This is a genomic window from Caulobacter soli (genome assembly GCF_011045195.1).
Lineage (GTDB): Bacteria > Pseudomonadota > Alphaproteobacteria > Caulobacterales > Caulobacteraceae > Caulobacter > Caulobacter soli.
This window is the reverse complement of record NZ_CP049199.1, coordinates 170,171-195,000: the sequence shown is the minus strand read 5'-3', so window position 1 is coordinate 195,000 and position 24,830 is coordinate 170,171. Positions and strand designations below refer to the sequence as shown.

26 protein-coding genes and 1 tRNA gene are annotated in these 24,830 nt (G+C 68.4%); 16 read left to right on the top strand and 11 right to left on the bottom strand.

What is annotated here, in order from left to right; all coding sequences use genetic code 11:
• Window positions 1-13 precede the first annotated feature (13 nt).
• Complete coding sequence (locus tag G3M62_RS00955; protein ID WP_165184029.1) at window positions 14-1,135, bottom strand: acyltransferase family protein; 1,122 nt, start codon at window positions 1,133-1,135, stop codon at window positions 14-16.
• Window positions 1,136-1,248: 113 nt separating this feature from the next.
• On the opposite strand from G3M62_RS00955, the gene G3M62_RS00950 reads away from it, so the two are divergent.
• The gene (locus G3M62_RS00950) at window positions 1,249-2,322 is read left to right on the top strand and encodes an acyltransferase family protein (protein ID WP_165184028.1); all 1,074 of its coding nucleotides are present in this window, start codon (window positions 1,249-1,251) and stop codon (window positions 2,320-2,322) included.
• On the opposite strand, the gene G3M62_RS00945 is transcribed toward G3M62_RS00950, so the two are convergent.
• The 3 genes from G3M62_RS00945 to G3M62_RS00935 are packed head-to-tail and all read right to left on the bottom strand — an operon-like array spanning window position 2,319 to window position 5,531.
• On the bottom strand, window positions 2,319-2,885 hold the full coding sequence (locus G3M62_RS00945; RefSeq protein WP_165184027.1) for a putative colanic acid biosynthesis acetyltransferase: 567 nt from the start codon (window positions 2,883-2,885) through the stop codon (window positions 2,319-2,321). The genes G3M62_RS00950 and G3M62_RS00945 overlap by 4 nt on opposite strands.
• Window positions 2,882-4,219, bottom strand: coding sequence for a WcaI family glycosyltransferase (locus tag G3M62_RS00940; RefSeq protein ID WP_246263415.1), 1,338 nt, complete (start codon window positions 4,217-4,219; stop codon window positions 2,882-2,884). The genes G3M62_RS00945 and G3M62_RS00940 overlap by 4 nt, the downstream gene beginning before the upstream one ends.
• 4 nt (window positions 4,220-4,223) lie before the next feature.
• A complete protein-coding gene (locus tag G3M62_RS00935) occupies window positions 4,224-5,531 on the bottom strand; it encodes a UDP-glucose dehydrogenase family protein (protein WP_165184025.1) in 1,308 nt (435 codons plus the stop codon).
• 386 nt (window positions 5,532-5,917) lie between these two features.
• Between G3M62_RS00935 and G3M62_RS00930 the strand changes: the two genes are divergently transcribed.
• Entirely contained in the window at window positions 5,918-6,127 is a 210-nt protein-coding gene (locus G3M62_RS00930; protein ID WP_165184024.1) for a hypothetical protein, read from the top strand.
• Between the two features lie 18 nt (window positions 6,128-6,145).
• On the opposite strand, the gene G3M62_RS00925 is transcribed toward G3M62_RS00930, so the two are convergent.
• Window positions 6,146-6,808, bottom strand: a complete 663-nt coding sequence (locus tag G3M62_RS00925; protein WP_165184023.1) for a S24 family peptidase — start codon at window positions 6,806-6,808, stop codon at window positions 6,146-6,148.
• Between the two features lie 183 nt (window positions 6,809-6,991).
• On the opposite strand from G3M62_RS00925, the gene G3M62_RS00920 reads away from it, so the two are divergent.
• The 5 genes from G3M62_RS00920 to G3M62_RS00900 all read left to right on the top strand — a co-directional run bounded on the left by G3M62_RS00920 (window position 6,992) and on the right by G3M62_RS00900 (window position 11,304).
• Window positions 6,992-7,471: a MerR family transcriptional regulator gene (locus tag G3M62_RS00920; protein ID WP_165191156.1), complete on the top strand. Its 480-nt coding sequence runs from the start codon at window positions 6,992-6,994 to the stop codon at window positions 7,469-7,471.
• Window positions 7,472-7,600: 129 nt separating this feature from the next.
• A complete protein-coding gene (locus G3M62_RS00915; RefSeq protein WP_165184022.1) occupies window positions 7,601-9,391 on the top strand; it encodes an acyl-CoA dehydrogenase C-terminal domain-containing protein in 1,791 nt (596 codons plus the stop codon).
• 2 nt (window positions 9,392-9,393) lie between these two features.
• Entirely contained in the window at window positions 9,394-10,557 is a 1,164-nt protein-coding gene (locus G3M62_RS00910) for an acyl-CoA dehydrogenase family protein (protein WP_165184021.1), read from the top strand.
• Between the two features lies 1 nt (window position 10,558).
• Window positions 10,559-10,942 (top strand): hypothetical protein, encoded by a 384-nt coding sequence (locus G3M62_RS00905; protein ID WP_165184020.1) that lies wholly within the window; start codon window positions 10,559-10,561, stop codon window positions 10,940-10,942.
• Complete coding sequence (locus G3M62_RS00900) at window positions 10,942-11,304, top strand: hypothetical protein (RefSeq protein ID WP_165184019.1); 363 nt, start codon at window positions 10,942-10,944, stop codon at window positions 11,302-11,304. The genes G3M62_RS00905 and G3M62_RS00900 overlap by 1 nt, the downstream gene beginning before the upstream one ends.
• Window positions 11,305-11,315: 11 nt before the next feature.
• On the opposite strand, the gene G3M62_RS00895 is transcribed toward G3M62_RS00900, so the two are convergent.
• On the bottom strand, window positions 11,316-12,248 hold the full coding sequence (locus tag G3M62_RS00895) for a phytanoyl-CoA dioxygenase family protein (protein WP_165184018.1): 933 nt from the start codon (window positions 12,246-12,248) through the stop codon (window positions 11,316-11,318).
• A gap of 81 nt (window positions 12,249-12,329) precedes the next feature.
• On the opposite strand from G3M62_RS00895, the gene G3M62_RS00890 reads away from it, so the two are divergent.
• The 3 genes from G3M62_RS00890 (at window position 12,330) to G3M62_RS00880 (ending at window position 16,590) form a co-directional block, all read left to right on the top strand.
• Window positions 12,330-13,535 carry an acetyl-CoA C-acetyltransferase gene (locus G3M62_RS00890; RefSeq protein WP_165184017.1) on the top strand — a complete coding sequence of 402 codons (1,206 nt, stop codon included), beginning with the start codon at window positions 12,330-12,332 and terminating at the stop codon, window positions 13,533-13,535.
• A gap of 18 nt (window positions 13,536-13,553) precedes the next feature.
• Window positions 13,554-15,758, top strand: coding sequence for a 3-hydroxyacyl-CoA dehydrogenase NAD-binding domain-containing protein (locus tag G3M62_RS00885; protein WP_165184016.1), 2,205 nt, complete (start codon window positions 13,554-13,556; stop codon window positions 15,756-15,758).
• A gap of 202 nt (window positions 15,759-15,960) precedes the next feature.
• Window positions 15,961-16,590 carry a hypothetical protein gene (locus G3M62_RS00880; RefSeq protein WP_165184015.1) on the top strand — a complete coding sequence of 210 codons (630 nt, stop codon included), beginning with the start codon at window positions 15,961-15,963 and terminating at the stop codon, window positions 16,588-16,590.
• Between the two features lie 47 nt (window positions 16,591-16,637).
• Here G3M62_RS00880 and G3M62_RS00875 read toward each other — a convergent pair.
• The 5 genes from G3M62_RS00875 to hemC form a co-directional block, all read right to left on the bottom strand.
• Window positions 16,638-16,713, bottom strand: a tRNA-Thr gene (locus G3M62_RS00875).
• A gap of 77 nt (window positions 16,714-16,790) precedes the next feature.
• A complete protein-coding gene (locus G3M62_RS00870; protein ID WP_165184014.1) occupies window positions 16,791-18,350 on the bottom strand; it encodes a heme biosynthesis protein HemY in 1,560 nt (519 codons plus the stop codon).
• A complete protein-coding gene (locus G3M62_RS00865) occupies window positions 18,347-19,261 on the bottom strand; it encodes a COG4223 family protein (protein ID WP_205691931.1) in 915 nt (304 codons plus the stop codon). The genes G3M62_RS00870 and G3M62_RS00865 overlap by 4 nt, the downstream gene beginning before the upstream one ends.
• A 42-nt stretch (window positions 19,262-19,303) precedes the next feature.
• A complete protein-coding gene (locus tag G3M62_RS00860; protein ID WP_165184012.1) occupies window positions 19,304-20,011 on the bottom strand; it encodes a uroporphyrinogen-III synthase in 708 nt (235 codons plus the stop codon).
• Between the two features lie 4 nt (window positions 20,012-20,015).
• Window positions 20,016-20,972 carry a hydroxymethylbilane synthase gene (hemC, locus tag G3M62_RS00855; RefSeq protein WP_165184011.1) on the bottom strand — a complete coding sequence of 319 codons (957 nt, stop codon included), beginning with the start codon at window positions 20,970-20,972 and terminating at the stop codon, window positions 20,016-20,018.
• Between the two features lie 71 nt (window positions 20,973-21,043).
• Between hemC and tsaD the strand changes: the two genes are divergently transcribed.
• The 6 genes from tsaD (at window position 21,044) to G3M62_RS00825 (ending at window position 24,780) form a co-directional block, all read left to right on the top strand.
• Entirely contained in the window at window positions 21,044-22,147 is a 1,104-nt protein-coding gene (tsaD, locus tag G3M62_RS00850) for a tRNA (adenosine(37)-N6)-threonylcarbamoyltransferase complex transferase subunit TsaD (RefSeq protein WP_165184010.1), read from the top strand.
• Window positions 22,144-23,139, top strand: a complete 996-nt coding sequence (locus G3M62_RS00845) for an NAD(P)H-dependent glycerol-3-phosphate dehydrogenase (RefSeq protein WP_165184009.1) — start codon at window positions 22,144-22,146, stop codon at window positions 23,137-23,139. The genes tsaD and G3M62_RS00845 overlap by 4 nt, the downstream gene beginning before the upstream one ends.
• A gap of 134 nt (window positions 23,140-23,273) precedes the next feature.
• A complete protein-coding gene (locus G3M62_RS00840; protein WP_165184008.1) occupies window positions 23,274-23,555 on the top strand; it encodes a YciI family protein in 282 nt (93 codons plus the stop codon).
• A gap of 5 nt (window positions 23,556-23,560) precedes the next feature.
• Entirely contained in the window at window positions 23,561-23,863 is a 303-nt protein-coding gene (locus G3M62_RS00835; protein ID WP_165184007.1) for a YciI family protein, read from the top strand.
• Complete coding sequence (locus tag G3M62_RS00830; RefSeq protein ID WP_165184006.1) at window positions 23,818-24,210, top strand: Rieske (2Fe-2S) protein; 393 nt, start codon at window positions 23,818-23,820, stop codon at window positions 24,208-24,210. Before G3M62_RS00835 ends, G3M62_RS00830 begins: the two co-directional genes overlap by 46 nt.
• A gap of 69 nt (window positions 24,211-24,279) precedes the next feature.
• A complete protein-coding gene (locus G3M62_RS00825; protein ID WP_165184005.1) occupies window positions 24,280-24,780 on the top strand; it encodes a hypothetical protein in 501 nt (166 codons plus the stop codon).
• The last annotated feature ends 50 nt before the right edge of the window (window positions 24,781-24,830 follow it).

Below are 24,830 nucleotides of genomic sequence, written 5' to 3'. Positions count from 1 at the left end.
CGCTCGCCCGACATCAGCCAGGAGGCTGCAGGGTCGGCGCCAGCACCGGGTCGGCCGCGACCTTGCCGTGATGGTCGCCACGCCTTGGCAGAAATCGCCCCAGCCAAGTCAGCAGCGGCTTCTCGACGAACAGGTGGATCAGCACGCCAGCGGCCGTGGACAGCAAGACCACCCCCAGGATCACGATCCAGATGTTGGTCTGAGGCAGGAAATGTTTCCAGACCCCCAGCATCGCCGACTGGAAGTGCGGGTGAAACAGATAGATGGAATATGAGGCGTCGCCGAGCAGCGAACCGACCCTGTTCAGGCCGGAATCGGCGAACTTCAGCTTCACGGCCAGGAAGATGATCGCCGAAGCGACGATCGCCGATATCATCGTGCCCTGAATTTGATCGATCTTGAGGTCCAGGACGATCGCCAGCAGAAAGAAGCCCACAAAGGCCGCGATCAGCAGAAGCGCCGGCGCCGGCGTCGAAAGATCGCTCCTGATATCTCGGCGGCGACAAAGAAGCCCCAACGCCAACCCAGCGCCGAATTCGATGTTGACCGGATTTCCGAAGATCTTGGCCGCGTAGAGGGCCGGGTTGTCGGCGGGATGGAAATGGGCGAACAAAGCGACGGGTATAAAGCTGAAGATCCAAATCAGGATCAACCAGCGCGCACGTGGAAACAGCAGAAACGTCAACGCGAAGGCCGAGTAGAACACCAGCTCATGTCGCAGTGTCCAGATGTTTTGCGGAACCACTGGCCCAGTCGGCAACAAGAACAGAGCGTTCACATAGGGCGAAAAGTCTGAAAGACCGCGCCCGGCGAGCCTTAGCGCGGCGTAGGACAGGATCGCGATCCACATCAACGGCACGATACGAATAAGCCGTCGAAGCGCGAAGTCCGTGATTGAGATCTTCGCCCGCAGCGTCGTGATCTCCAGCGCGACCGTGGCAATAATCAATCCACTGATCACGAAGAAAAGATCAACACCTATCGTGCCTTTTTCAAGGTGACCACTAAGAATAGATTGACCAAAATACTTCGGAAATGCCGCCATTCCGGCGCCGTGATCCACAACAACAGCGAGAGCCGCCAGCCCACGCAGATGTTGCAGGCCCACAATCTGCTTTCTTCTATCTGTGGTCATCAATTTGCTCTCGCTTGACGTACCTTTTTAGGATACCCAGATTGCGTAATATTTTTGTTAGAGAAAAATCTAATCAGTAGAAACTTCCCCGCACAGGGGCCATTGGGTGAATCTTGGCTGCTAAGTACGTGAACGGTCACACGATTGCTGCTCATCAAACCCGCGTTCTCTATCTCGATGGATGGCGCGGCATGGCGATCCTATCGGTTTTGGCCGGCCACTTCATACATCTCTCCGCCATCAACGTCGGGCGATTTGGCGTTGAACTGTTTTTCGTGCTGAGCGGTCGCTTGATGGCTCACATATTGTTCATCCACAAGGCCGCCCTGGCGGAGTTCTACGCGAGAAGATTTTCAAGAGTGTGGCCAGGTCTGGCGGTCTTCGCCACGATCACCACCGCGATCGTGATGGTCGCCTCGGATTCGAAACTGGTGGTGCTCAACTGGGTCGGAGCGCTCACCTTCACCAGCAATTATATCTCGGCGGCGGGCTTCCGGCTGCCCTGGATCGAACACGTCTGGTCGCTTTGCGTCGAAGAGCACCTCTACATCCTGCTCGGTCTGCTGGCGTTCGCCTCGCGCCGCCTGTCGCTATCGGCCACGCAGATTCTGTCGCTGCTCTGCGCGATCATGGTCGCGATGATGGGCCTCGGCGCAGTTCTTTCAGCGCAGGGCCACGATTATTTCCAGGTCTACTGGCGCAGCGACGTGCGCGGGGCTTCAATCTTGGCGGGAGCCGCGGCTTATCTTCTGGTTCACGGCCTGGACGAGCGTGGCGTCCGGACGCCAGCCTGGCTGCCCATCGCCTTGGGTCTCGCGGGCGTGGCCTTGCAGGTGAACCCGGTTCCGGATCCGATCAAATACTCGCTGGGCACGATGCTGGTCGCCGGCAGCTTGGCGACACTGCATTGGGCCCCCAAGTTCGCCCTCGACATCCTGTCGATGCGCGCCCTGACGTTCTTCGGGCTGGTCTCGTTTTCGATTTACCTGTGGCAACAACCCTTCTACATGCTCGCCGCGCTGCACGGCGCGCAGGTGGGCGGCAAGTTCGCCTATCCCCTCATGCTCGCGGTCGCGATCGGAGCGGGGCTGGTCAGCTACTATCTCGTCGAGGATCCGATCCGTCGCCGCTTGAATTCGCTGATTCGCCGCAGGAAGCCGGAACCGGTGATCGCGGTGGGCGACTAAGCCGAACGGTTCAGCCGTTCGGCGACCTTCTTGGCGGGCGAGCCGGCCCAGATCGTCAGGGCCTCGGTGTCGCGGGACAGCACCGATCGCGCGGCGACCACCGAGCCCCTGGCCACCGTCACGCCGGGGTGAACGAACACTCCGGCCGCGACCCAGGCTTCGTCTTCGACGACGATCGGCTTGGCGTAGATGTCGAAGGCCGGCGCGCGAAAATCATGAGAGCCGGTGCACAGATAGCTGTTCTGCGAGACCACGGCGTTCTGGCCGATCCGAATTTCGCCCAGGGTGTATAGCTCGACGAAATCGCCGATCCAGCTGTGGTCGCCGATCGTCAGCTTCCACGGATAGGTGACGCGCACCGTCGGGCGGATGATGACGCCCTTGCCGATGCGGGCCCCAAACAGCCGAAGCAGCCCATTGCGCCAGCCGTACATGAACTGTGGCGAACAGCGGAACAGCGAGCTTTGCACCAGCCACCAAAGCTGCACCACCACGCCCGACCGACCACGAAAGCCGGGCGGATTGCGGAAACTGGCGAGATCTTGAACGACGGGCTGGGTCATGACGCCACCGAAATATCGCCGAGCTTCAGGACGCTGGCGACCTCATTCACGAAGCCGTCGATGATCGCGCGCTTGCGCCAGCGGCTCTTGGCCCGGGCCTTGCCGGCCGTGCCGAGCGCGCGGCACAGGTCCGCGTCCGCCGCCAGCGTCAAGACGCCCTCGGTCATGGCCGCCGCGTTCGGCTCGACGACCAGACCACATCCCGCGACCTCCTCGGCCAGGCCCGTGCCTTGTGTCGCCATCGCGACGACCGGCCGGCCAGAGGCCAGCATGCCGGTCAGCTTCGAGGGCAGAACCAGATCGGCGGCCTCGGCGCGCTGAGGCAACAGATGGATATCGGCGGTCGCCAACAGTTCCGGCAGCCGTTCCAACGGCTGCAGGGGAAGAAATTTCACATTGGCCAGCCCCTGGCAGGCTGACTCCAGCGTCGCGCGCGCCGGTCCTTCCCCGCACAGCAACAGGGTCACGGGCGCCTTAACGGCCTTCAAGCTCTTGGCGACATCCGCCAAGGCTTCGATGCCCTGCTTGCCGGCCATGTTACCGGAATACAGCGCCACGATCTGATCGGCCGCGATGCCGAGCTGCGCGCGATAGGCCGTGTCCGAGCTGACCCAGGTGGGGAAGGCGTCCAGATCCACCCAGTTTCGAAGCTCGAGCGCCTGATCGGCCGCGACACCCTTGGTCCGCAACAGGTTCACCATGGCCGGCGCAATGCTGGACACCCGATCGAACCGTCGCAGCAGCCAGTTTTCCATTCCCAACGCCAGGCGTCGGGCCGCGCCGTTGTTCAGCAAGCCCAATCCGAAGGCGGCGTCCACCTCGAAGTCCTGAACATGCAGCCAGGTTTTCGCGCCGGCCGCCTTGCCGGCGGCCAAGGCCGCGCCGGCCGCGGCCAGGGTCGGCGCGACCGCGAACACCAGGTCCGGACGAAACCGCTTGGCCGCCCGAACGGCCGTCGGCAGGGCCGCCGCGCCGAACGAGGCCAGGTGCAGGATGCGCTTCACGCCACTGGGGGCGGAGGGCACGTAAAGGGGCGTCCGGTTGATGGTCACGCCGGATCGGACCTCGCGACTCCACCGCGCGCCGGAATAGGGCTCGGCGATCTTCCATTGAGGATAGTAGGGCGGCGCCGCGACCACCTCGACCACGTGCCCTCGGGCGACGAGCTCCTCGGCGAGCTCGGTGGTGTACTTGGCGCAGCCCACAAGTTCCGGCGCGTAGTTCAGCGCCACGATGAGCACGCGGAACGGCCGTCCAGGATCAGCCCCCTTCGCGGCGCGGGCCGTAGCCTCGACGTCCTGGGCGATGGAAGACAACGGGGCGGACAGCGTCACGGCGTCACCCCCGTCCGATGGAGGCGTATGTGAAGCCGGCGCGGACCATTTCGGCGGGTTTGTAGACATTGCGCAGGTCGACGACGACGGGGGCCTTGAGCAGGGTCTTGAGGCGTTCCAGGTCCAGGGCGCGGAACTGGTCCCACTCGGTGATGATCACCAGGACGTCGGCGTCCTGGGCGGCCTCGTAGGGGCCGCCGACGAAGGTGACGCCCGGCATCATGTGGGCGGCCTCCCTGGCGCCTTCGGGATCGAAGGCCTGGACCTTGGCGCCCCGGGCCAGCAGGGCGGGCAGGATGTCCAGGCTGGGGGCGTCGCGCATGTCGTCGGTGTTGGGCTTGAAGGTCACGCCCAGGACCCCGACGGTCTTGCCCGTCAGGTCCTCGGCCCCCAGGACCGCGGCGACCTTGTCGGCCATGGCCTTCTTGCGCGCGTCGTTGACGCTGACGGTGGTCTCGATCAGCTTGACCGGCGCGCCGTACTGCTGGGCGGTGCGCACCAGGGCGATGGTGTCCTTGGGAAAGCAGCTGCCGCCATAGCCGGGACCGGCGTTGAGGAACTTGGACCCGATGCGCTTGTCCAGGCCGATGCCGCGCGCCACCTGCTGGACGTCGGCCCCGACCTTCTCGCACAGGTCGGCCATCTCGTTGATGAAGGTGATCTTCATGGCCAGGAAGGCGTTGGCCGCGTACTTGATCAGCTCGCTGGTGCGCCGGCCGGTGAAGACGATGGGCGTCTCGTTCAGGCTCAGCGGACGGTAGAGCTCGCGCATCACCGCCTGGGCCCGCTCGTCCTCGGTGCCCACCACCACGCGGTCGGGACGCTTGAAATCCTCGATGGCCGCGCCCTCGCGTAGGAACTCGGGATTGGAGACCACGGCGAACTGGGCGTCGGGCCGGACCCGCTGGATGATCGCCTCGACCTCGTCGCCGGTGCCCACCGGCACGGTCGACTTGGTGACGATGACGGTGAAGTCCTCGATCAGGCCGGCGATCTCCTCGGCCGCGGCATAGACGTAGGACAGGTCCGCATGGCCGTCGCCGCGCCGCGTGGGCGTGCCCACCGCGATGAACACCGCGTCGGCGTCCTTGATCGCCTGGGCCCCGTCCAGGGTGAAGAACAGCCGGCCTTCGCGCACGTTGCGCGCCACCAGCGCGTCCAGCCCCGGCTCGAAGATCGGGATCTCGCCCTTCTCCAGCCGCTCGATCTTGCTCGGGTCCTTGTCGATGCACGTCACAACGTGCCCGAAGTCCGCAAAACACGCACCAGACACCAAGCCCACATAGCCCGTGCCAATCATCGCTACGCGCATAAAGTCCCCTGTCGGAACCCGCCCAAGGTGGCGGGACAAAATAGTCTGCGAGCTAGTCGCCCGCCCAACGGTCGGTAGCAACCCCAAACCACCGTACGCCATGCCGAATGTTTGTGTCAGGCGTAGAACACGGCATTTAATTAGGCGCGCGGCGTCGATTGATCAGGCGTCTTGACGTCGAGAACATGGCCAAACGCTCAAGCTTCCCCGCCGAAAATCATCAGATCATGGCCGGGCGCGGCGCGCCGTTTTCCGGACAACATTGATCGGGCGCGCCACGCCTGCGACACCATGCCCCGATAGATGAACAACAGATAAATCGCCGGTTAAGGGTCTGTCCGCTATTTGGCGTCTAGTCTGGTTGCATCAGAACCAAGGTTAGTCTCATGGCTTGCTTCACCCTCCGTCCTTCGGACCGCTCGGAATTCGACTCGTTGCTCGGCGAACTGGCGTCCCAGTTCCCGTCCGCTCATGTCGAAGCCGCCCACAACGACAACTGGGCGTCCTATCGCGTCGACATCTCGTGCGACGCCCCGTGGGAAGGCGACCTGACCGCCTGGCTGCAAAGCAAGCACGCCGACTGCCCGCGCACCTGACCTGGATAGACTGGGCCTTTACTGGCTGGCCCAGAGGATCCGCGCGATCCACACCACCTCGGCCAGGTCCAGCGTGCGATCCTGGCCCTCTCGCGTCAGCGACGCCAGTTCCACGCTGCGGGCCGTGACCCGCGCCAGTTCCTTGACCAGCAGCTCCCCGCCCGTGGTGCGCACCACCACCCGGTCGCCCCGGCGCGGCTCGAGCGATGGCGAGACCAGGATGCGGTCACCGTCGCGGAACACCGGGGCCAGGGCGTCGCCGGCGATCTCCAGGGCGTAGACGCCTTCGTCCGCCAGACCCGGAAAATCGATCTCGTCCCAACCGGCGCCGATCGGCGCGCCGGTCTCGTCGAACATCCCCTCGGCCCCGGCCTGGGCGAAACCGATCAGCGGCACGCTGTGCGAGTTGGGACGCGGATTGGGCCCCGCCCCCCGCTGGAGGGGCGCCCGTTCGGTCAGGGCCGCGAATTCCGAGAAACCGACCCCCGTCGCCTCCAGCACCTTGGCCAGGCTCTCGGTCGAGGGCCAGCGCGGCCGGGCGTCGCCGTCGCCGCGCTTGGAGCGATTGAAGGCGGTGGGATCCAGGCCCGCCATCTTGGCCATGGCCGACGGGCTCATCTCGAAGCGCTTGGCCAAAGCGTCGATCGCGGTCCAGATCTCGGTATGCGACAGGGACGACATGGCGGCCTCCTAGCCGTGGTCCCGAAAAATATGCCCAGGCCCTAGGAATGTAAACCTAAGGCGATACGGCCAAGTTGACGTTTACGTAAACGTTGACGTCAGTTTGTCGCGGGCATATGGTGATCGACGATAACCAACCGGCTCGGCCGCAGAAGTCGGGCCTGCCCAGGGAGGGTTCGAATGTTGGCCGACCTGCGACGTCCAGAGCGCACCTTTACAATTCGCCAGCTGTGCAACGAGTTCAAAGCCACGCCGCGCGCGTTGCGCTTTTATGAGGACAAGGGCCTGCTGACGCCGGCTCGTGAGGGCCTCAACCGCGTCTATTCCCACAAGGACCGCGTCCGCCTGCAGCTGATCCTGCGCGGCAAGCGCGTGGGCCTGTCGCTGTCGGAAATCCGCGAACTGCTCGACCTCTATGACGAGAACGACGACGGCGCGGCCCAGATGGCCCGGTCGCTGAAGAAGTTCCGCGAGCGCGTCGGCGCACTGGAGCAGCAGCGCGAGGACATCGACGGCGCCCTGATCGAGCTGCGCGAAGCCTGCAACCGCCTCGAACAGCGCCTGGCCGAGATCCGCCCCGACCTGCTGCCGCGCGCCGCCGACTACGACCAGGTGCTGCGCGCCCGGCTCGACGGTCACGCGGATGCGACCTTGGGCAAATAAGCCTGGAGCGCCGACCTGATTCCGCCCGCTTCCTGCAAGACAGGGACGCGGGCGGCGACTTTGTTTCCACCTCCCCGACCCGCCACCAGATCCGCCAAACCTGCTGATCCGACTGACCAGGACCGTTTCATGACCTACCAGCCGCCCGTTCGCGAACACGCCTTCCTCCTGCGCGACGTGCTCAACATCGATCAGCACGGCGACCTGCCGGGCTTCGCCGACGCGCCGTTCGAGACCGTCGAGCAGATCCTCGAGGCCGCCGCCCAGTTCACCGGCGAGGTCCTGGCCCCGCTGAACCACGTCGGCGACAAGCAGGGCTGCGTCTGGAACAAGGACTTCACGGTCAAGACGCCGGACGGCTTCGCCGCCGCCTACAAACAGCTGTGCGAAGGCGGCTGGACCGGCCTGGGCTCGGACCCGGCCTATGGCGGCCAGGGCCTGCCCCACGTCGTGAACCTGTCGTTCAGCGAGATGTCGAGCTCGGCCAACATGGCGTTCTCGATGTATCCGGGCCTGGCTCACGGCGCCTATTCGGCCATCCACACCGGCGGCAGCGACGCCCAGAAGGACCTCTACCTGCCCAAGATGGTCTCGGGCGAGTGGACCGGCACCATGAACCTGACCGAGCCGCATTGCGGCACGGACCTGGGCCTGCTGCGCACCAAGGCGGTTCCGCAAGCCGACGGCAGCTACAAGATCACCGGCCAGAAGATCTGGATCTCGGCCGGCGAGCACGACATGGCCGACAACATCGTCCACCTGGTGCTGGCCCGCATCGAGGGCGCCCCGGCCGGCGTGAAGGGCATCAGCCTGTTCATCGTGCCCAAGTACATCCCCAAGGACGACGGCTCGGTCGGCGAGCGCAACGAGGGCGTCAAGTGCGTCGGCCTCGAAGAGAAGATGGGCATCCACGGCAACGCCACCTGCGTGATGCAGTACGAAGACGCCCAGGGCTGGCTGATCGGCGAGGAGAACGCCGGCCTGAAGATCATGTTCGTGATGATGAACGAGGCCCGCATCGGCGTGGGCCTGCAGGGCGTGGCCCAGGCCGAGGCCGCCTACCAGGCCGCCGCCGCCTTCGCCAAGGACCGCCTGCAAGGCCGTTCGCTGACCGGCCCGAAGAACCCCGACGGCCCGGCCGACCCGATCCTGGTCCACCCGGACGTGCGTCGCATGCTGCTGGAGAGCAAGGCCCTGATCGAAGGCGGCCGCGCCTTCCTGTTCTGGACCGCCCTGCACGGCGACCTGGCCCACCATCACCCGGACGAGGCCGTGCGCGCCAAGGCCGAGGACTATATGGGCCTGATGACGCCGGTGCTGAAAGGCTACCTGACCGACAAGGGCTTCAAGATCTGCTCGGACGCCATGCAGGTGCACGGCGGCAGCGGCTTCACCGAGCACTTCCCGGTCAGCCAGTACCTGCGCGACGTCCGCATCGCCCTGATCTACGAAGGCACCAACGGCGTTCAGGCCCTGGACCTGGTCGGCCGCAAGCTGGCCGCCAAGGGCGGTCGCGGCGTGATGACCTTCTTCCAGGAAATCGACCAGTTCATCGGCGAGAACGACAGCGATCCGGGCCTCAAGCCCTTCGTCGACGCCCTGGCCGGCGTGAAGGCCCAGCTGCAGGACGGCACGATGTGGCTGATGCAGAACGGCCTGCAGAACCCCGACAACGCCGGCGCGGCCTCGACCGACTACATGCACCTCTTCGGCCTCACCGGCCTGGCCTACATGTGGTGCCTGATGGTCAAGGCGGCCAACGCCAAGATCGCGGGCGGCTCGTCCGACCCGTTCTTCACCACCAAGATCACGACGGCGAAATATTTCATCGAGCGGGTCTTGCCTGACGCTGGGGCGCATCTGGCCAAGCTGAAGACGGGCTCGGAAACCTTGATGGCCCTGCCCGCGGAGGCCTTCTGATCATGGGCGTGCTCAACGTCGAAAAGCCGGCCTTCATGGCCGAAGAGGACATCGCGATCTTCGAGGACGCGGTCGGCAAGTTCTTCGACGAGCACGCCCCCGAGGCCGTGGTGGCGACGTGGCGCAAGAACCACGTCGTCGACCGCGAAATGTGGAACACGGCGGGCCGGGCAGGACTGCTGGGCCTGACCGTTCCCGAGGAATACGGCGGGGCCGGCGGCGACTATCGCCACGAGGCCGTGCTGATGGAGCAGCTGGGCCTGAAGGGCGTCGACGGCTTCGGCATCAGCCTGCACAACGCCATCGTCGCCCCTTACATCTTCCACTACGGGACCGAGGAGCAGAAGCAGCGCTGGCTGCCGCGCCTGTGCACCGGCGAGCTGGTCGGCGCGATCGCCATGACCGAACCCGGCGCGGGCTCGGACCTGCAAGGCATCAAGTCCACCGCCAAGGTCGTCGGCAACCAGTACGTGATCAACGGGTCCAAGACCTTCATCACCAACGGGCAAACGGCGAACCTGATCATCGTCGTCGTCAAGACCGACCCGACCGCCGGCGCGCGCGGCACCAGCCTGATCGTCGTCGAGACCGACGGGGCCGAAGGCTTCGAACGCGGCCGCAATCTCGACAAGCTGGGCCACGAAGCCCAGGACACGTCCGAGCTGTTCTTCAACGACGTCAAGGTTCCGACCGAGAACCTGCTGGGAACCGACGAGGGCCAGGGCTTCTTCCAGCTGATGGGCCAGCTGCCCCAGGAGCGGCTGAACATCGCCGTCCAGGGCATGGCCACCATCGAGCGGGCGCTGGAGCTGACCATCGCCTACGTCAAGGACCGCAAGGCGTTCGGCAAGGCGATCATCGACTTCCAGAACACCCAGTTCGTGCTGGCCGAATGCAAGACCGAGGCGACCGTGGCCAAGGTGTTCGTCAACCACTGCATCGAGCAGCATCTGGCCGGCAAGCTGGACGCCGCCACCGCCTCGATGGCCAAGTACTGGGTCACCGACCTGGAGAACAAGATCGTCGACCGCTGTCTGCAGCTGTTCGGCGGCTACGGCTTCATGAACGAATATCCGATCGCCCGGATGTATCGCGACAGCCGCGTGCAGCGCATCTATGGCGGCACCAACGAGATCATGAAGCTGCTGATCGCGAGGACGCTCTAGCATGCTGATCGAAGCCGCCGTCGTCCTGTGCCTGACCAACGCGACCCAAGCGGCCGTGTCCGGTCTGGTGCGCGACGAGCGCGCCAAGGTCACCACGGCCAAGCTGGAAGGAACCAGCCTCACCTATCGCGCGCCCCTGGCCGAAACGCCGTTTCCGGCCGTCGAGGCGGGAGCGACCGGCTGCGCCAATGTCGACGGGCTGACGCTGGCCAAGCCGCAGCTGGTCGTGCGCTCGGGCCAGTCCCCGGCCGCCGTCGCCGCGGCGGGCGGCAAGCACGCCGACACCATCTGCCGCCCGACCCGGCCGCTCGTGTCGGGCCAGCGCCTGACCTTCGTCTACCGCAAGAGCCTGTTTGGCCCGTTGACCTGCAAGGAGACCCGCTGATGCCGATCGCCGCCGCTCCGCCTCCCGCCCAGGTCGCTTCGGATAGCCGCTCGGCCGTCGTCTGCGTGCGCGCGGCCGGCCCGCGCCCGCTGTTCTTCACCGGCAAGCTGGTCGGCAAGAAGCCCGGCGCGACGTTTCCCGGCGATTTCGAACTGCCGCTGAAGGCCAACGCCGACCAGTGCAACAACCTGCTGCGCTCGAAGGTCGCCGACTGGACCCTGTCGGTGACCACCCCAGGGTTCAAGGCCTGCTACCTGCCCGCGCCCGAGTTCGGCTATCGCGTCACCTACAGCGCCAAGGCCACGGCCCGGGGCCTGGCCTGCGCGCCGATCGCCAAGTCGCCGATCGGGACGTGGAAATAATGAGCCTGGCCCTAAGCCTTGTTGACGCTGTTGGCCTTGATCTGGGCGGCGCCGCGCGCGTCCAGGTCCTTGCGCGTGGCGTCCAGGCTGAGCGGGCCCAGCAAGGTGGCGTTGACGGCGTCCATGCCGGGGGCGGCCACGCCGGGCTTGCGGGCGATCAGATAGCGCAGGGACAGGCGTTCGTTGTCGGCGGCGTCGGGCTGGGTGCCGTGCAGGGTGCAGGCGTGCCACATGGCCGCGTAGCCGGTCTTGCCGGTCAGCAGATGTTGCTTGGTCTGGACCTCGTGGCCGCGCCCGTCGCGGTACAGCCAGCCGGCCTCGTTCTTCGTGAGATCGTGCGGGAACAGCGTCCCGCCCAGCTTGTGGCTGTCCTCCAGCAGGAACAGCGGGGCGTCGTGCGTCCCCACGTCGTGCAGGTAGACGTACAGGGTGATGAAGTCGGCTTCCCGGTCCTTGTAGTCGATCAGGTCCTGGTGGAAGTCGATGCCGTAGAAATAGGTGATGTCCCGGAACGGGGCCTTCACATAGGCGCCCAGGTTGTTGACCGGGTTGCCGGCGATGCGGGCCTTCAGCCAGTCGGGCACGACGCTGGCCGGCACGCCGCAGATCAGCTTCTTGAGCAGGATCTCGTAGCCGTCGCCCAGCAGGGCGCCCAGGGCCGAGGCGATGGCCGGGTCCTGCTCGACGAAGGCCAGCTCGTCCTCGAAACGCTCCAGCAGGTTCCTGCCAGGCGCGGGGTTCACCCCTATATATTGCGGGTCGGCGTCGAACTCGGCTTCCGACAGGAACAGGTCCGCATCGAACGTCCGCAAGGCTCGGATCTTGGCCAGCAGCGCGCTCGCCGCCGCCGGGTCCACGCCACCGCCGAACACATGATAGCCGCGCGCGATGAAGTCGCTCACCACCGGGTGGGCCGCGTCCGTCGAGCGCTCCGCTGCCGTCATCGTCCTGATCTCCAAACCAACGGAATCAGACGCCTTTTTGGTTAACGAACCATCCAAGCCTACGCAGGAAGGAGCCATACAATGGCCGACGCTTATATCTTTGACGCCGTGCGCACGCCGCGCGGCAAGGGCAAGAAGGACGGGTCTCTGCACGAGATCACCGCCCTGTCCCTGGCCACCCAGGTCCTGGAAAGCCTGCGCGAGCGCAACGGCCTGGACACCTCCTATGTCGACGACGTCGTCCTGGGCTGCGTCTCGCCGGTGGGCGAGCAGGGCGCCGACATCGCCCGCACCGCCGTCCTGACCGCCGACTACGCCGAGAGCGTCGCGGGCGTGCAGATCAACCGTTTCTGCGCCTCGGGCCTGGAAGCGGTGAACATGGCCGCGGCCAAGGTGGCCTCGGGTGAAGCCCAGCTGACCATCGGCGGCGGCGTCGAGAGCATGAGCCGCGTGCCCATGGCCAGCGACGGCGGCGCCTGGCCGACCGACCCCTCCTCGGCCTTCAAGACCTATTTCGCTCCGCAGGGCATCTCGGCCGACCTGATCGCCTCGGTCTACGGCTTCAGCCGCGACGACGTCGACGCCTACGCCGTGGAAAGCCAGAAGCGCGCGGCGGCCTCGTGGGCCGACGGTCGCTTCAAGAAGTCGGTGATCGGCGTGAAGGACCAGCTGGGCCTGACGATCCTCGATCACGACGAAACCGTGCGCGGCGCCACCACCATGCAGACCCTGGCCTCGCTGAACCCCTCGTTCCAGGGCATGGGCGACATGGCCTTCGACGCCGTGGTCACCCAGCGCTATCCGCAGGTGGAGAAGGTCAACCACGTCCACCACGCCGGCAACAGCTCGGGCATCGTCGACGGCGCCGCCGGCGTGCTGATCGGCACCAAGGAAATGGGCGAGGCTCTCGGCCTGAAGGCCCGCGCCCGCATCAAGGGCGCGGCCTCGATCGGTTCGGAGCCCTCGATCATGCTGACCGGCCCGTCGCTGGTCACCGAGAAGCTGCTGAAGAAGCTGAAGATGGAGGTCTCCGACATCGACCTCTACGAGCTGAACGAAGCCTTCGCCGCCGTGGTCCTGCGCATGATGCAGGCCCTGAACATCCCGCACGACAAGATGAACGTGAACGGCGGCGCGATCGCCATGGGCCACCCCCTGGGCGCCACCGGCGCGATGATCCTGGGCACCATGGTCGACGAGCTGGAGCGCTCCGACAAGGAGACCGCCCTGATCACCCTGTGCGTCGGCGCCGGCATGGGCACCGCCACGGTCATCGAACGCGTCTAGGATCTGAGGATTAGAACCATGGAAAACTTCAAGATCGACGTCGACGGCGACGGTATCGCCCTGATCACCTTCGACGTGCCCGGCCGCACGATGAACACGCTGACCGCCGCGGTCATCAAGGAGATCGGCGAGATCGCCGAGACCCTGAAGTCCGACGCCAACATCAAGGGCGCGGTCATCACCTCGGGCAAGACCACCGGCTTCTGCGCCGGCGCCGACCTGGGTGAACTGGGCGGCGGCGCTCTGGGTGGCGGCGGCGGCGCGCCGGCCGGCGAAGAGGGCCTGAAGGCCGCCTTCGAGGCGGGCTTCGCGCTGAACAAGGCGTTCCGCGCCATCGAGACCTGCGGCAAGCCGGTGGCCGCGGCCATCAATGGCCTGGCCATGGGCGGCGGACTGGAAATCACCCTGGCCTGCCACTACCGCGTCGTGGCCGACAATCCCAAGATCCAGCTGGCCCTGCCGGAAGCCAAGGTCGGCCTGCTGCCCGGCGCCGGCGGCACCCAGCGCCTGCCGCGCCTGATCGGCGTGATGGCGGCGGCGCCGTACCTGCTGGAAGGCAAGTCGATGAAGCCGGCCGAGGCCCTGGCCCTGAAGGTCGTGCACGAAGTCGCGCCCGCCGACCAGGTGGTCGAAGCCGCCAAGACCTGGGTCAAGACCAAGGGCGATCCCGTCGCCCTCTGGGACAAGAAGGACTTCAAGATCCCCGGCGGCGGCCCCTACACCGCCAGCGGCAGCCAGGTGTTCGTGATGGGCAACGCCATGCTGCGCAAGCAGACCTATGGCAACTATCCGGCCCAGCTGAACATCATGAAGGCCGTCTATGAGGGCCTGCAGGTTCCGTTCGACGCCGCCCTGCGGATCGAGACCCGCTACTTCCTCAAGACCCTGATGTCGCCCCAGGCCAAGGGCATGATCCGCACCCTGTTCCTGTCCCTGCAAGAGCTGGGCAAGGGCTCGGGCCGCCCGGCCGGCGTGCCGCACTACGACGTCAAGAAGGTGTCCGTCCTGGGCGCCGGCATGATGGGCGCGGGCATCGCCTATGTCCAAGCCATGGCCGGCATCGAGACCGTGCTGATCGACCAGAGCCAGGAAGCCGCCGACAAGGGCAAGGGCTACGCCGAGGGCCTGGTCAAGAAGGCCGTCTCGCGCGGCAAGCTGACGGCCGAGAAGGGCGAGGCCATCCTGGCGCTCATCCACCCGACCGCCGACTACGCCAACGTCAAGGGCAGCGACCTGGTCGTCGAGGCCGTGTTCGAGAACCGCGACGTCAAGGCCGCCGTCACCAAGTTGGCCGAGGCCCAACTGGCCGACACCGCCGTGTTCGGCTCCAACACCTCGACCCTGCCGATCACGGGTCTCGCGGAAGCCTCCATCCGTCCGGAAAGCTTCATCGGCATCCACTTCTTCTCGCCGGTCGACAAGATGGGCCTGGTCGAGATCATCCTCGGCGACAAGACCGACCAGGCGACCATCGCCAAGTCGATCGACTACGTCCTGAAGATCAAGAAGACCCCAATCGTCGTCAACGACAGCCGCGGCTTCTACACGTCGCGCTGCTTCGGCACCTTCGTGCAGGAAGGCATGGAACTGCTGGCCGACGGCTACGCCCCGGCCATCATCGACAATGTCGGCCGGGCCACCGGCATGCCGCGCGGTCCGCTGGAGATGCACGACGACGTCGCGCTGGACCTCTCCTACAAGATCGCCCAGCAGACCAAGAAGGACCTCGGCGACAAGTACGAGGAGCGCCCCTTCACCACGATCATCGAGAAGATGGTCGAGGGCGAGGGCCGCTACGGCCGCAAGAACGGCAAGGGCTTCTACGACTATCCGGAGAACGGCCCCAAGGTTCTGTGGAAGGGCCTGGCCGACCTGGCGCCGGTCAAGATCGACTCGGTCGACAAGGCCGGCATCGAGGAGATCCGCACCCGGCTTCTCTACCGCCAGGCCGTGGAAGCCGCCCGCTGCTTCGAGGAAGGCGTGATCACCGATCCGCGCGAGGCCGACGTCGGGGCTATCCTGGGCTGGGGCTTCGCGCCCTGGACCGGCGGCCCGGTCAGCCTGATCGACGGCATTGGCGTGGCCAAGTTCGTCGAGGCCTGCGACGCCCTGGCCCAGAAGTACGGCTCGCGCTTCGCGCCGCCGCAGCTGCTGCGCGACATGGCCGCCAAGGGCGAGACCTTCTACAGCCGCTTCGGCGTCAAGGAGAAGGCCGCCGCCTAAGGGGGGCTCAAGCCTGAATACGGAAGGGCCCGGCGGCGACGCCGGGCCCTTTTCGTTTCGCCGCATTCGTTTCGAAACGGACTTGCCGCCGCCTTGGTCCGGCCGCATGGCCTCGCTAGAGCTTGGTCCGGTGAGATCGAGCCTATCTTTGATGCGTCCCGCCGCCCATCCATCGTCGCCCGGGGACCTCAGGGAGGCCGCCATGCCCGCGACGCGGCGAAGACAAGCCGCCCGGCGTCGCTGGCTGGTCGTCGGCGGCGCGTCGCTGGCCTTCCACGGCCTGCTGGGCTGGGTGCTGCTGAAGGCCGTGCCCGCGCCCCCGATCCTGGCCGAGCCCCGCAGCGTCGTGATCGAGATGCTGGCGCCCGACCAGCCGCACCCCCATGAACGGCCCGCCACGCCTCGGCCTCAGTCGGCGCCGCTGCACGTTCCGACGCCCCGAGCGCTTCCGCCCCTGGTCACGCCGTCTGCGGCGCCCTCGCCCCTGCCCGCCGCGCCCGGCGCCATCGTCGCCCCGCCCGGCTTCACGGCCCGGGGAACCCTGACGGGCGGCGGCGAGGCCCTGCGTCAGGCGGCCCGCAAGAGCGCGTGCACCGAGGCCGACACCGTCAAGCTGACCAAGGCCGAACGCGAGGCCTGCGCCGAGGCCCTGGGCGCCAAGAACAAGAACGGCCCGGCCCTCTACGCCGCCATCGACCCCGACAAGAAGGCGGCCTTCGACGGCGACTGCAAGAAGGACGACGACTGGTGCCTCTACCGCAGCGGCAAGGGGCCGTATCCCGGGCTGTTCGCCATCGGCAAGAAGAAGAAGCGTCCTGGCTGGGACGACTAAGGCCCCCGCCGATACGCGACCTGGCCGATCCAACGGAATTTGGGAAGTGGTGCCGCTTACAGGACTCGAACCTGTGACCCCCTCATTACGAATGAGGTGCTCTACCAGCTGAGCTAAAGCGGCGCGCTTCGTCTCCGGAGACGCTCCGAAAGACACTGGTGTTCCCGTCGCCAAATCACCGACCCGGCGCGAGGAGGGGCCTATTTAGCGGCGCGAGGGCCGCTTGCCAAGCGTCGGCGTGCAGCTGTCTTGCGACGGGGCGCCGGCGCGCCGGTTTCGGGCTCGGTCGGCGACGGCGCATCGAGGCCGCCGTCGTTGCTGCCGTCGCCGATTCCGGGGTCGTCCGGGATGGGCATCAGGGCCCCGCCGGTCTCGGCCGCCCGCACGAACGGCGTCGATTCCGCATAGGCCGAGGGCAGCTGCGGCAGCTCGCTCATCGTGCGTTCGCGGCGCTCGAAGCGCGGATGGATCAGTTCGCCGGTCTCGGCGTAGCTGACCGTCAGCCGGGCCCAGTCGTCGCGGGCGTAGGCGAAGGCGCGGCCCTCGGGGTCGAGATCCGACCAGTCGGGCTCCTGCGGCGCGGCCACGCCCCGGGCGACCCAGGCGCGGGCCTCGTCGGCCTCGCCGTTGGCGTAGGCGACGCGGGCCATCAGGCCGGCCACGCGAGCGGTCAGCGCTTCCTCGGGGAGCAGCCGGGCGGCGGCGCGGGCGGCGACCGGATCACCGCCGATCAGGGCGCTTTCCACCTTCAGCAGCCGGCTCTCTCGCGCCTCGGGCTTCAGATTGGCCAGGGCGGCCAAGCGCGTGGCGCGCAGCTTGGGGGTCTCGCTGGTCTTCAGGTCGCGATAGGCCAGCCACAGGGCCGGATGCGGGGCCTGTTTCCACGCGGCCTCGATCAGGGTTCCAGCCTTGGCGGCCTTGCCGTCGGCGGCCTGCAGGCGCGCGGCCATCACGACGCCGGGCGCGAACTCGGGCTTGAGCCTGGCGGCCTGGGTCGCGAAGTCCACGGCCTGGGCCAGCACCTTGGGGTCGTCGGAGTCCTCCAGGCCGGCGGCCGAGGCGGCCAGCAGGGCGGCGCGGGCGCGCTCGGCGACCAGGGGCGGGACGATCTTGCGGTCCAGCGCGCCCTGGACCAGGGCCAGGGCCGCCTTCCAGTCGCCCGCCTCCAAGCGCGCCTCCAGCAGCGCGCGCCAGGCCCAGCGGGCGGTCTTGGCCAGGCCGTAGGCGGTCTCGGCATGCCTGAGGGCGAGAGCCTTGTCGCCCTCGGCCAGGGCGGTCTGCATCAGGCCGCGCAGACCCGCCAGGCGCATCTCGGGAAAGCCGAGCATGGCGTTGTAGGCCTGGCGCGCGGCGACGTGATCGCCCGCCGCCTCGGCGGCCTGGGCGGCCAGCACGCGGACCAGGGCGGGCGCGTCCTCGGCCAGTTCCGAGGCCTTCTGGGCCAGGCGGCGGGCCTCGGAGCCGTCGCCGGCGGCCACGGCCAGGAAGCCCCGCGACAGGGCCTCGACGCCCTGCTTGCGCTTGGCCTCGGCCCGGGCGCGGGCGGCGCGGCGCGGCGCCTCGATCACCCACAGCAGGCCGCGCCACAGGATGGTGGCCAGCAGGGCGGTGAACAGGGTCAGCAGGGCCGCGGCGGCGGCCGTCATCTCGACCCGCCAGCCCATCCAGTCCAGGCTGGCCGCGCCCGGCTCGCCGGTCAGGGCGACCACCGCTACGGCCAGAGCCGCGACCAGGAAGAAGACGACGGCCGCGCGGATCACGGGGCCACCGGCGACGAGACGGACCCAGCGGCGCCGACTTGCGCATGCGTCACCTGGACCAGGCCGGCCAGGGCGTCGGCCCGGATCGCGGCGATGTGGCGGTCGATCTCGACCCGGCGCTCGGCGGCGGCGCGCCAGGGGGCCAGCACGGTCTGGGCCGGGGCGGGCAGGGTCTCGACGGCGGTCAGGGCGCTCTCGATATCACCTTCGTTCAGCAGCTTCTGGGTCCGGCCCAGCACCGCGTCGGGCGTCGTGCCCTGGGTCGTGCCCACCTGGCGGATGGAGACAATGCTGGACAGGGCGTGTTGCAGGCGGGCCAGGAAGTCGGCGTTGCGGCCAGGATCGCGGGCGGCGACGGCGGCGCGGCCGGTCAGGGTCTCGAACTCGGCGGCCAGGCCCGCGCGGGTCGCGGCGCCGTCCTGGGCCAGGCGAGCCAGGGCGCGCAGGTCGGACGACAGCGGCAGGACACGTTCGAGGCTGGCCAGCTCCTCGGCGAACGGTCGCGCGGTGCGGGCGGCGTCGGCCAGGGTGGCGGCGGCGAGGGCCGCGCCGGCGGCGTCCAGCGCCCGCTGCTGGCCGGTCTCGAGCACGGCGATCCGGCCTTCCAGCTGCGCGACGTCCTCGGAGGCGGCCGGCGGCGAAACCGCGACGCTGGGCGCGCCATAGAGCGGCTGGCCGGATCCGACTTGAGACGGCGAAACCCCGCTTCCGGCTGGCGGCTGGACCACGGGCGGCGTCTCGGCGTGCGGGAACCAGGTCGGCCCGAATCGCGCCAGGCCCGCGCCGGCCGCGACACAGACCAGCCCGAAGGCGATCAGCGCCCAGAACCCTGGCCCGAGCAGGCGACGTCGCCCGTACAGGGCCGGGTCGCGCGGAGCATCGGTTTCAACGGGATCGGGAGCGAGCGTCATGCGCCATTCGTGCCCCACGCCGCCGCGCCGCGCAATGTTCAGCTAGAGCGTGAGGCGGTCCAGCAGCGCGGTTTCGGTCGGGTGCGACGCGGACGTCACGGCCTTCAGCCGGCCGGCTTGAACCAGTGTCCCAAGCGGCTCGGCCACGGCGCCCGACAGGCACAGCGCCCGCAGGCCCGGCGCGGGATGGCGCGTCAGCCATCCAGCCAATGTGCGCGCGGCGCGCGGCGAGTGCAGCAGCACCGCCTCCAGCCCGTCGAGCGCGGACAGGGTCTCTGGCGAGGGCGCGCGGTCGACGGCCTCGTAGACCGCCAGTCGCCGGACGCTCAGTCCCGCCGCGACCAGGGGCGAGACCAGGTCGCCCGCCGGTTCGAGGGCGGAGGGGTGCAGGATCGCGCCGTCCAGTTGCTCGGCCTGGCCCAGGATCAAGGCCGCCAGCGCCTCGACGTCGCCATCGGCGGAGGCGATCTCCGTGAAGCCAGCTTCGCGCGCGGCCCGCGCCGTGCGGTCGCCGACCGCGAAGACCCGGCGGGTCCGATCGCCGTGCAGGCGGGCGAAGGCGGCGACGCCATTGACGCTGGTGAAAGCCAGGGCGGCGACGTCGCCCAGGTCGATGGCGGGGGAGAGGTCGCGGACCTCCAGCAACGGGTCGATCAGCGGCTCGAAGCCCATCGCGGCGAGGCGGGCGGCGGTGGCCTCCGCGCCCGGCGAGGCCCGGGTGACCCAGATCCGCCGCGCGCCGTCCGCCATGGCTCTACTCGGTCAGGATCAGGGCCGGACCGCCCTCGGCGCGGACGGCGCCGCCCAGGTCCAGGCCCAGGGCCCGGGCTTCCTCGGTGGCGTCGATCTGCGACAGCGTCACCGAACCCTCGCGACGGAAGCGCTGGACGCCGTCCGGGGTCAGGGCCTCGACGATCAGGGTCAGGTCCAGGCCGGCCAGCCGCGCATGGGCGCCGACCGCCGTGCGGCACGAGCCCTCCAGGGCGTAGAGCGCCCCGCGCTCGGCGGCGACGGCCAGGGTCGTGGCCTGGCAGCGCACGGCCTCCAGCCACGGCAGGCCCACATCCTCGGCGCGGGTCTCGATGACCAGGGCGCCCTGGCCCGGCGCGGGCGGGGCGGCCAGCGGGTCGAGCCAGCTGTTGGTGATGTGGCCCAGATTCAGCCGGTTCAGGCCCGACTGGGCCAGCAGGATGGCGTCGGCCTCGCCGCGCTCCAGCTTGGCCAGGCGGGTGTCGACATTGCCGCGCAGCATGACGACCTCCAGGTCGGGCCGCACATGCAGGGCCTGGGCCTGGCGACGTAGCGAGGCGGTGCCCAGGCGCGCGCCCTTGGGCAGGTCTTCCAACCGCTCGGCCACGTGGCTGATGAAGGCGTCGCGGGGATCCTCGCGCTCGGGCACGGCGGCCAGCACCAGGCCCGGCGGCAGTTCGGCCGGCATGTCCTTCAGCGAATGGATGGCGCAGTCGATGCGGCCGTCCAGCAGCGCCTCTTCGATCTCCTTGGTGAAGAGGCCTTTTCCGCCGATCTCCATCAGCCGGCGATCCTGGATGCGGTCGCCGCTGGTGACGATCGGGATCAGCTGGGCGTAGGCGTCGATGTCGCTCGCGCCATCCCACCCCAGGGCCTTGGCGATGCGGGCCTGCATCAGGCCGGACTGGGCCAGCGACAGCTTGGAGCCGCGCGCGCCGATGCGGATGGGTTGCCGGGACACTGTCGGGACGTTACCTGCAAGGCTGAAATTCGCCTTCGCTGCTACAGGAGCGGCGGGAACCCCGCAACCGCATGACGACCCTTACGAAATCGGCCCTCACGATCCTGGGCCTCGAAACCAGCTGCGACGAGACCGCCGCGTCCGTCGTGCGCCGGGACGAGGACGGCCGTGTCGAGGTGCTGTCGTCGATCGTCGGCACCCAGTTCGAGCAGCACGCCCCGTTCGGCGGGGTGGTGCCCGAGATCGCCGCCCGCGCGCATGTCGAGGTCATCGACAGCGTCGCGGCCGAGGCCATGCGCGCGGCCGGCATCGGCTTCGACGCCCTGGACGGCGTGGCGGCCACCGCCGGACCGGGCCTCGTGGGCGGGGTGATGGTCGGTCTGGCGTTCGGCAAGGCCGTGGCCCTGGCCCGGGATCTTCCGCTGGTGGCGGTCAACCATCTGGAAGGCCACGCGGTCTCGGCCCGGCTGGGCGCCTCGATCGACTATCCGTTCCTGCTGCTGCTGGTCAGCGGCGGTCACTGCCAGTTGCTGGAAGTGGCTGGCGTGGGCGCCTGCACCCGCCTGGGCACCACCATCGACGACGCGGCCGGCGAGGCCTTCGACAAGATCGCCAAGAGCCTGGGCCTGCCGTATCCTGGCGGCCCGGCCCTTGAGGCGTTGGCCAAGTCCGGCGATCCCACCAAGTTCGACCTGCCCCGCGCCCTGCTGGGCCGCAAGGACTGCGACTTCTCGTTCTCGGGCCTGAAGACCGCCGCCGCCCGGCTGGCCGAGAAGGTCACCTCCGAGACCGAGCGCGCCGACCTCGCCGCCGCCGTCCAGTTCGCCATCGCCCGCCAGCTGTCCGAACGCACCGACCGGGCCATGAAGCTCTACGCCGCCAGCCATCCGGGCCAGAATCTGCGCTTTGTCGTGGCTGGCGGCGTGGCGGCCAACGGCGCGGTGAAGGAAGCCTTGCGGAAGAACTGCGCCGACAACAGCTTTTCCTTCGACGCCCCGCCCCTGGCCTACTGCACCGACAACGCCGCCATGATCGCCCTGGCCGGAGCCGAGCGGCTGGCGATCGGCATTTCCGACGATCTGGACGCCGTGGCGCGTCCGCGTTGGCCGCTGGACGAGGCCGCCGCGTTATCCAATCCGAGCAACAGTTTCGGTCGCAAGGGAGCCAAGGCATGACCTTTCAGCACGTCGGCGTCATCGGCGCCGGGGCCTGGGGCACCGCCCTGGCCCAGGTCGCGGCCCGGGCCGGTCTCCAAGTGACCCTGCAGGCCCGTGAGCCCGAGGTCGTGGCCTCGATCGCCGCTGACCGCGAGAACACGATGTTCCTAGCCGGGGTGACGCTGGAAGCGGCGATCACCGCCTCGGCCGACATGGCCGCGCTGTCGGCGTGCGACCTGATCCTGGCCGTGCCGCCGGCCCAGCACCTGCGCTCGGCGATCACGGCGCTGAAACCGCACCTGAAGGCCGGCGTCCCGGTGGTGCTGTGCTCCAAGGGCGTCGAGCAAGGCACGCTGAAACTGATGAGCGACGTAGCGGCCGAGGTGCTGCCGGGCCAGCCGATCGCCGTGCTGTCGGGTCCCAGCTTCGCCGGCGAGGTGGCGCGCGGCCTGCCGACGGCCGTGACCTTGGCCTGCGAGGACGAGGCCCTGGGCCGGAAGATCGGCCAGGCCATCGCCATCCCCACCTTCCGCCCCTACTGGGCCGACGACGTGATCGGGGCCGAGGCCGGCGGGGCGGTCAAGAACGTCCTGGCCATCGCCTGCGGCATCTCCGAGGGCAAAGGCCTGGGCCGCAGCGCCCACGCCGCCCTGATCACCCGCGGCTTCGCCGAGCTGACCCGCCTGGCCGTCGCCCTCGGCGGCAAGAGCGAGACGGTTGCCGGCCTGTGCGGCCTGGGCGACCTGGTCCTGACCTGCTCCAGCCCCCAGTCGCGCAACATGAGCGTCGGCCTGGCCCTGGGCGGCGGCCAGACCCTGGACCAGGCCCTGGCCGGCAAGGTCTCGGTGGCCGAGGGCGTGGCCTCCGCCCCCGCCGTGCGCGCCCTGGCCCGCTCCCTGAACGTCGAGACCCCGATCTGCGAGGCCGTCGCCGCCATCCTGGCCGGCGAGGTCGATGTCGACAGCGCCATCCTGGGCCTGCTGTCGCGGCCGCTGAAGGCCGAGGTCTAGGAGGCCGCCCTCGTCCTTCGACAGCTCAGGATGAGGGCGACTTTAACGCCGAACTTCCATTCGAAATCCTCATCCTGAGCTTGTCGAAGGACGAGGATTTCGCACACCGACCCACTTCGCCAAGGACCACACCGATGCCGCTCTTCGCCATCAGCTGCCGCGACAAGCCCGGCGCGCTCGAGACCCGCCTGGCCACGCGCCCCCAGCACCTGGCCTATCTCGCCGAATCCAAGATCCTGAAGCTGGCCGGCGCGCTGCTGGACGACGACGGCAATCCGGTCGGCTCGATCCTGATCGTCGAGGCCGACGACAAGGCCGCCGCCCAGGCCCAGGCCGACAACGACCCCTACACCAAGGCCGGCATCTTCGAGAGCGTCGAGATCCACACCTGGCGGCTGGCGGTGGGTTCGCTCTAGCCGCGATGCCGCTGTTCGCCCTGCACTGCCTGGACCGGCCGGACGCCGCGACGCTGCGCGCGGCGACACGGCCCGCGCACCTGGCCTATGTCCGCGCCGAGGCGGCCCAATACCGGTTCGGCGCCTATCTGCTGGACGAGGCCGGGGCGATGTGCGGCTCGCTGATGGCGGTCGAGTGCGCCGACCTGGCCGCCGCGCGACGCTTCTCCGCCGCCGATCCCTACACCCAGGCCGGGCTGTTCGCGCGGATCGACATCCACGAATGGCCGGTGGGGATCGACGCCGTCGCCAACGCGGCCGCGCCGTGAACCCCGCTCGCCCCGCGCCCGGAACCGTGCTGTGCCCGCTGGACGAGGTCGCCTCGCCCGGCGCGCGCGGCTTTCGCTTCCGGGTCGAGGACGCGGTCTTCGCCGGCTTCGTGGTGCGGCGCGGCGAGACCCTCGTCGGCTATGTCGACAGCTGCCCGCACGCCGGCTGGCCGCTGGCCGGACCCAACGGCCGGTTCCTGACCCGCGAGAACGACCTGATCCTCTGCGCCGGCCACGCCGCTCTGTTCCGCATCGAGGACGGGGCGATGGTGGCCGGCCCCTGCCAGAACGTGGCCCTGACGCCCTGGCCCGTACGGGTCGAGGGCGGGTCGATCGTCACCGCCTGAAATAACGCCGGTCGCCAAACGTAAAGGTGAAGGTTAGGGTCCGCGCCACCGGAACGAGAGGGGCGCGCCATGGACATCATTCTGCTGCAGCCGGGCGATGCGGACCTCGTCGCGCCTTGGGCCACCCCCAAGCTGGACGGCCTGCCCGCCGCCGTGCAGGGCGGCTTCGATCCCGGTCGATGCGTCCAGTTGATCGCCTTCGGCCAGGACCTGAAGGCGCCCGCCTCCCCGGCCGCGCCGCCGGCCACGGCGTTCACCGTGATCAAGCCTGTCGACGCCCTGTCGGTGAAGCTCTACGAGTTCTGCCTGCGCGCCCGGCCCCTGGGCGTGGGCCACGAGCAACCCAGCTATCTTCACAGGGTCGGCAACGGCGTCCTGGTCTTCAGCATCGCCCTGCGCGACGCGGCGGTCGCCGACATCCAGCTGCAGGCCCAGACCGACGGATCGACCGTCGAGCGCCTGACCCTGGCCCCCTCCGAAATGCTGTGGACCCACTATACGGAGCACGGCGTGCTGCACTCCGGCTGGAGCACCCTGCGGAACGGGCCGATCGCCAGTTTCACCACCTGACCGTTCCTTAACCCCTTGGCGCTATCGTTTTCCCCGACTGACAACCGGGA

What these genes read in the sequence shown, in the direction of transcription:
- G3M62_RS00825 (WP_165184005.1), top strand. Translation starts at nt 24,280, where the DNA reads ATGGACATCATTCTGCTGCAGCCGGGCGATGCGGACCTCGTCGCGCCT.
- G3M62_RS00935 (WP_165184025.1), bottom strand. Translation starts at nt 5,531, where the DNA reads ATGCGCGTAGCGATGATTGGCACGGGCTATGTGGGCTTGGTGTCTGGT.
- G3M62_RS00915 (WP_165184022.1), top strand. Translation starts at nt 7,601, where the DNA reads ATGACCTACCAGCCGCCCGTTCGCGAACACGCCTTCCTCCTGCGCGAC.
- G3M62_RS00830 (WP_165184006.1), top strand. Translation starts at nt 23,818, where the DNA reads ATGGCCGGTGGGGATCGACGCCGTCGCCAACGCGGCCGCGCCGTGAAC.
- G3M62_RS00890 (WP_165184017.1), top strand. Translation starts at nt 12,330, where the DNA reads ATGGCCGACGCTTATATCTTTGACGCCGTGCGCACGCCGCGCGGCAAG.
- G3M62_RS00880 (WP_165184015.1), top strand. Translation starts at nt 15,961, where the DNA reads ATGCCCGCGACGCGGCGAAGACAAGCCGCCCGGCGTCGCTGGCTGGTC.
- G3M62_RS00930 (WP_165184024.1), top strand. Translation starts at nt 5,918, where the DNA reads ATGGCTTGCTTCACCCTCCGTCCTTCGGACCGCTCGGAATTCGACTCG.
- G3M62_RS00925 (WP_165184023.1), bottom strand. Translation starts at nt 6,808, where the DNA reads ATGTCGTCCCTGTCGCATACCGAGATCTGGACCGCGATCGACGCTTTG.
- G3M62_RS00845 (WP_165184009.1), top strand. Translation starts at nt 22,144, where the DNA reads ATGACCTTTCAGCACGTCGGCGTCATCGGCGCCGGGGCCTGGGGCACC.
- G3M62_RS00860 (WP_165184012.1), bottom strand. Translation starts at nt 20,011, where the DNA reads ATGGCGGACGGCGCGCGGCGGATCTGGGTCACCCGGGCCTCGCCGGGC.
- G3M62_RS00945 (WP_165184027.1), bottom strand. Translation starts at nt 2,885, where the DNA reads ATGACCCAGCCCGTCGTTCAAGATCTCGCCAGTTTCCGCAATCCGCCC.
- G3M62_RS00835 (WP_165184007.1), top strand. Translation starts at nt 23,561, where the DNA reads ATGCCGCTGTTCGCCCTGCACTGCCTGGACCGGCCGGACGCCGCGACG.
- G3M62_RS00895 (WP_165184018.1), bottom strand. Translation starts at nt 12,248, where the DNA reads ATGACGGCAGCGGAGCGCTCGACGGACGCGGCCCACCCGGTGGTGAGC.
- G3M62_RS00905 (WP_165184020.1), top strand. Translation starts at nt 10,559, where the DNA reads ATGCTGATCGAAGCCGCCGTCGTCCTGTGCCTGACCAACGCGACCCAA.
- G3M62_RS00910 (WP_165184021.1), top strand. Translation starts at nt 9,394, where the DNA reads ATGGGCGTGCTCAACGTCGAAAAGCCGGCCTTCATGGCCGAAGAGGAC.
- G3M62_RS00840 (WP_165184008.1), top strand. Translation starts at nt 23,274, where the DNA reads ATGCCGCTCTTCGCCATCAGCTGCCGCGACAAGCCCGGCGCGCTCGAG.
- G3M62_RS00955 (WP_165184029.1), bottom strand. Translation starts at nt 1,135, where the DNA reads ATGACCACAGATAGAAGAAAGCAGATTGTGGGCCTGCAACATCTGCGT.
- G3M62_RS00900 (WP_165184019.1), top strand. Translation starts at nt 10,942, where the DNA reads ATGCCGATCGCCGCCGCTCCGCCTCCCGCCCAGGTCGCTTCGGATAGC.
- G3M62_RS00865 (WP_205691931.1), bottom strand. Translation starts at nt 19,261, where the DNA reads ATGACGCTCGCTCCCGATCCCGTTGAAACCGATGCTCCGCGCGACCCG.
- tsaD (WP_165184010.1), top strand. Translation starts at nt 21,044, where the DNA reads ATGACGACCCTTACGAAATCGGCCCTCACGATCCTGGGCCTCGAAACC.
- G3M62_RS00885 (WP_165184016.1), top strand. Translation starts at nt 13,554, where the DNA reads ATGGAAAACTTCAAGATCGACGTCGACGGCGACGGTATCGCCCTGATC.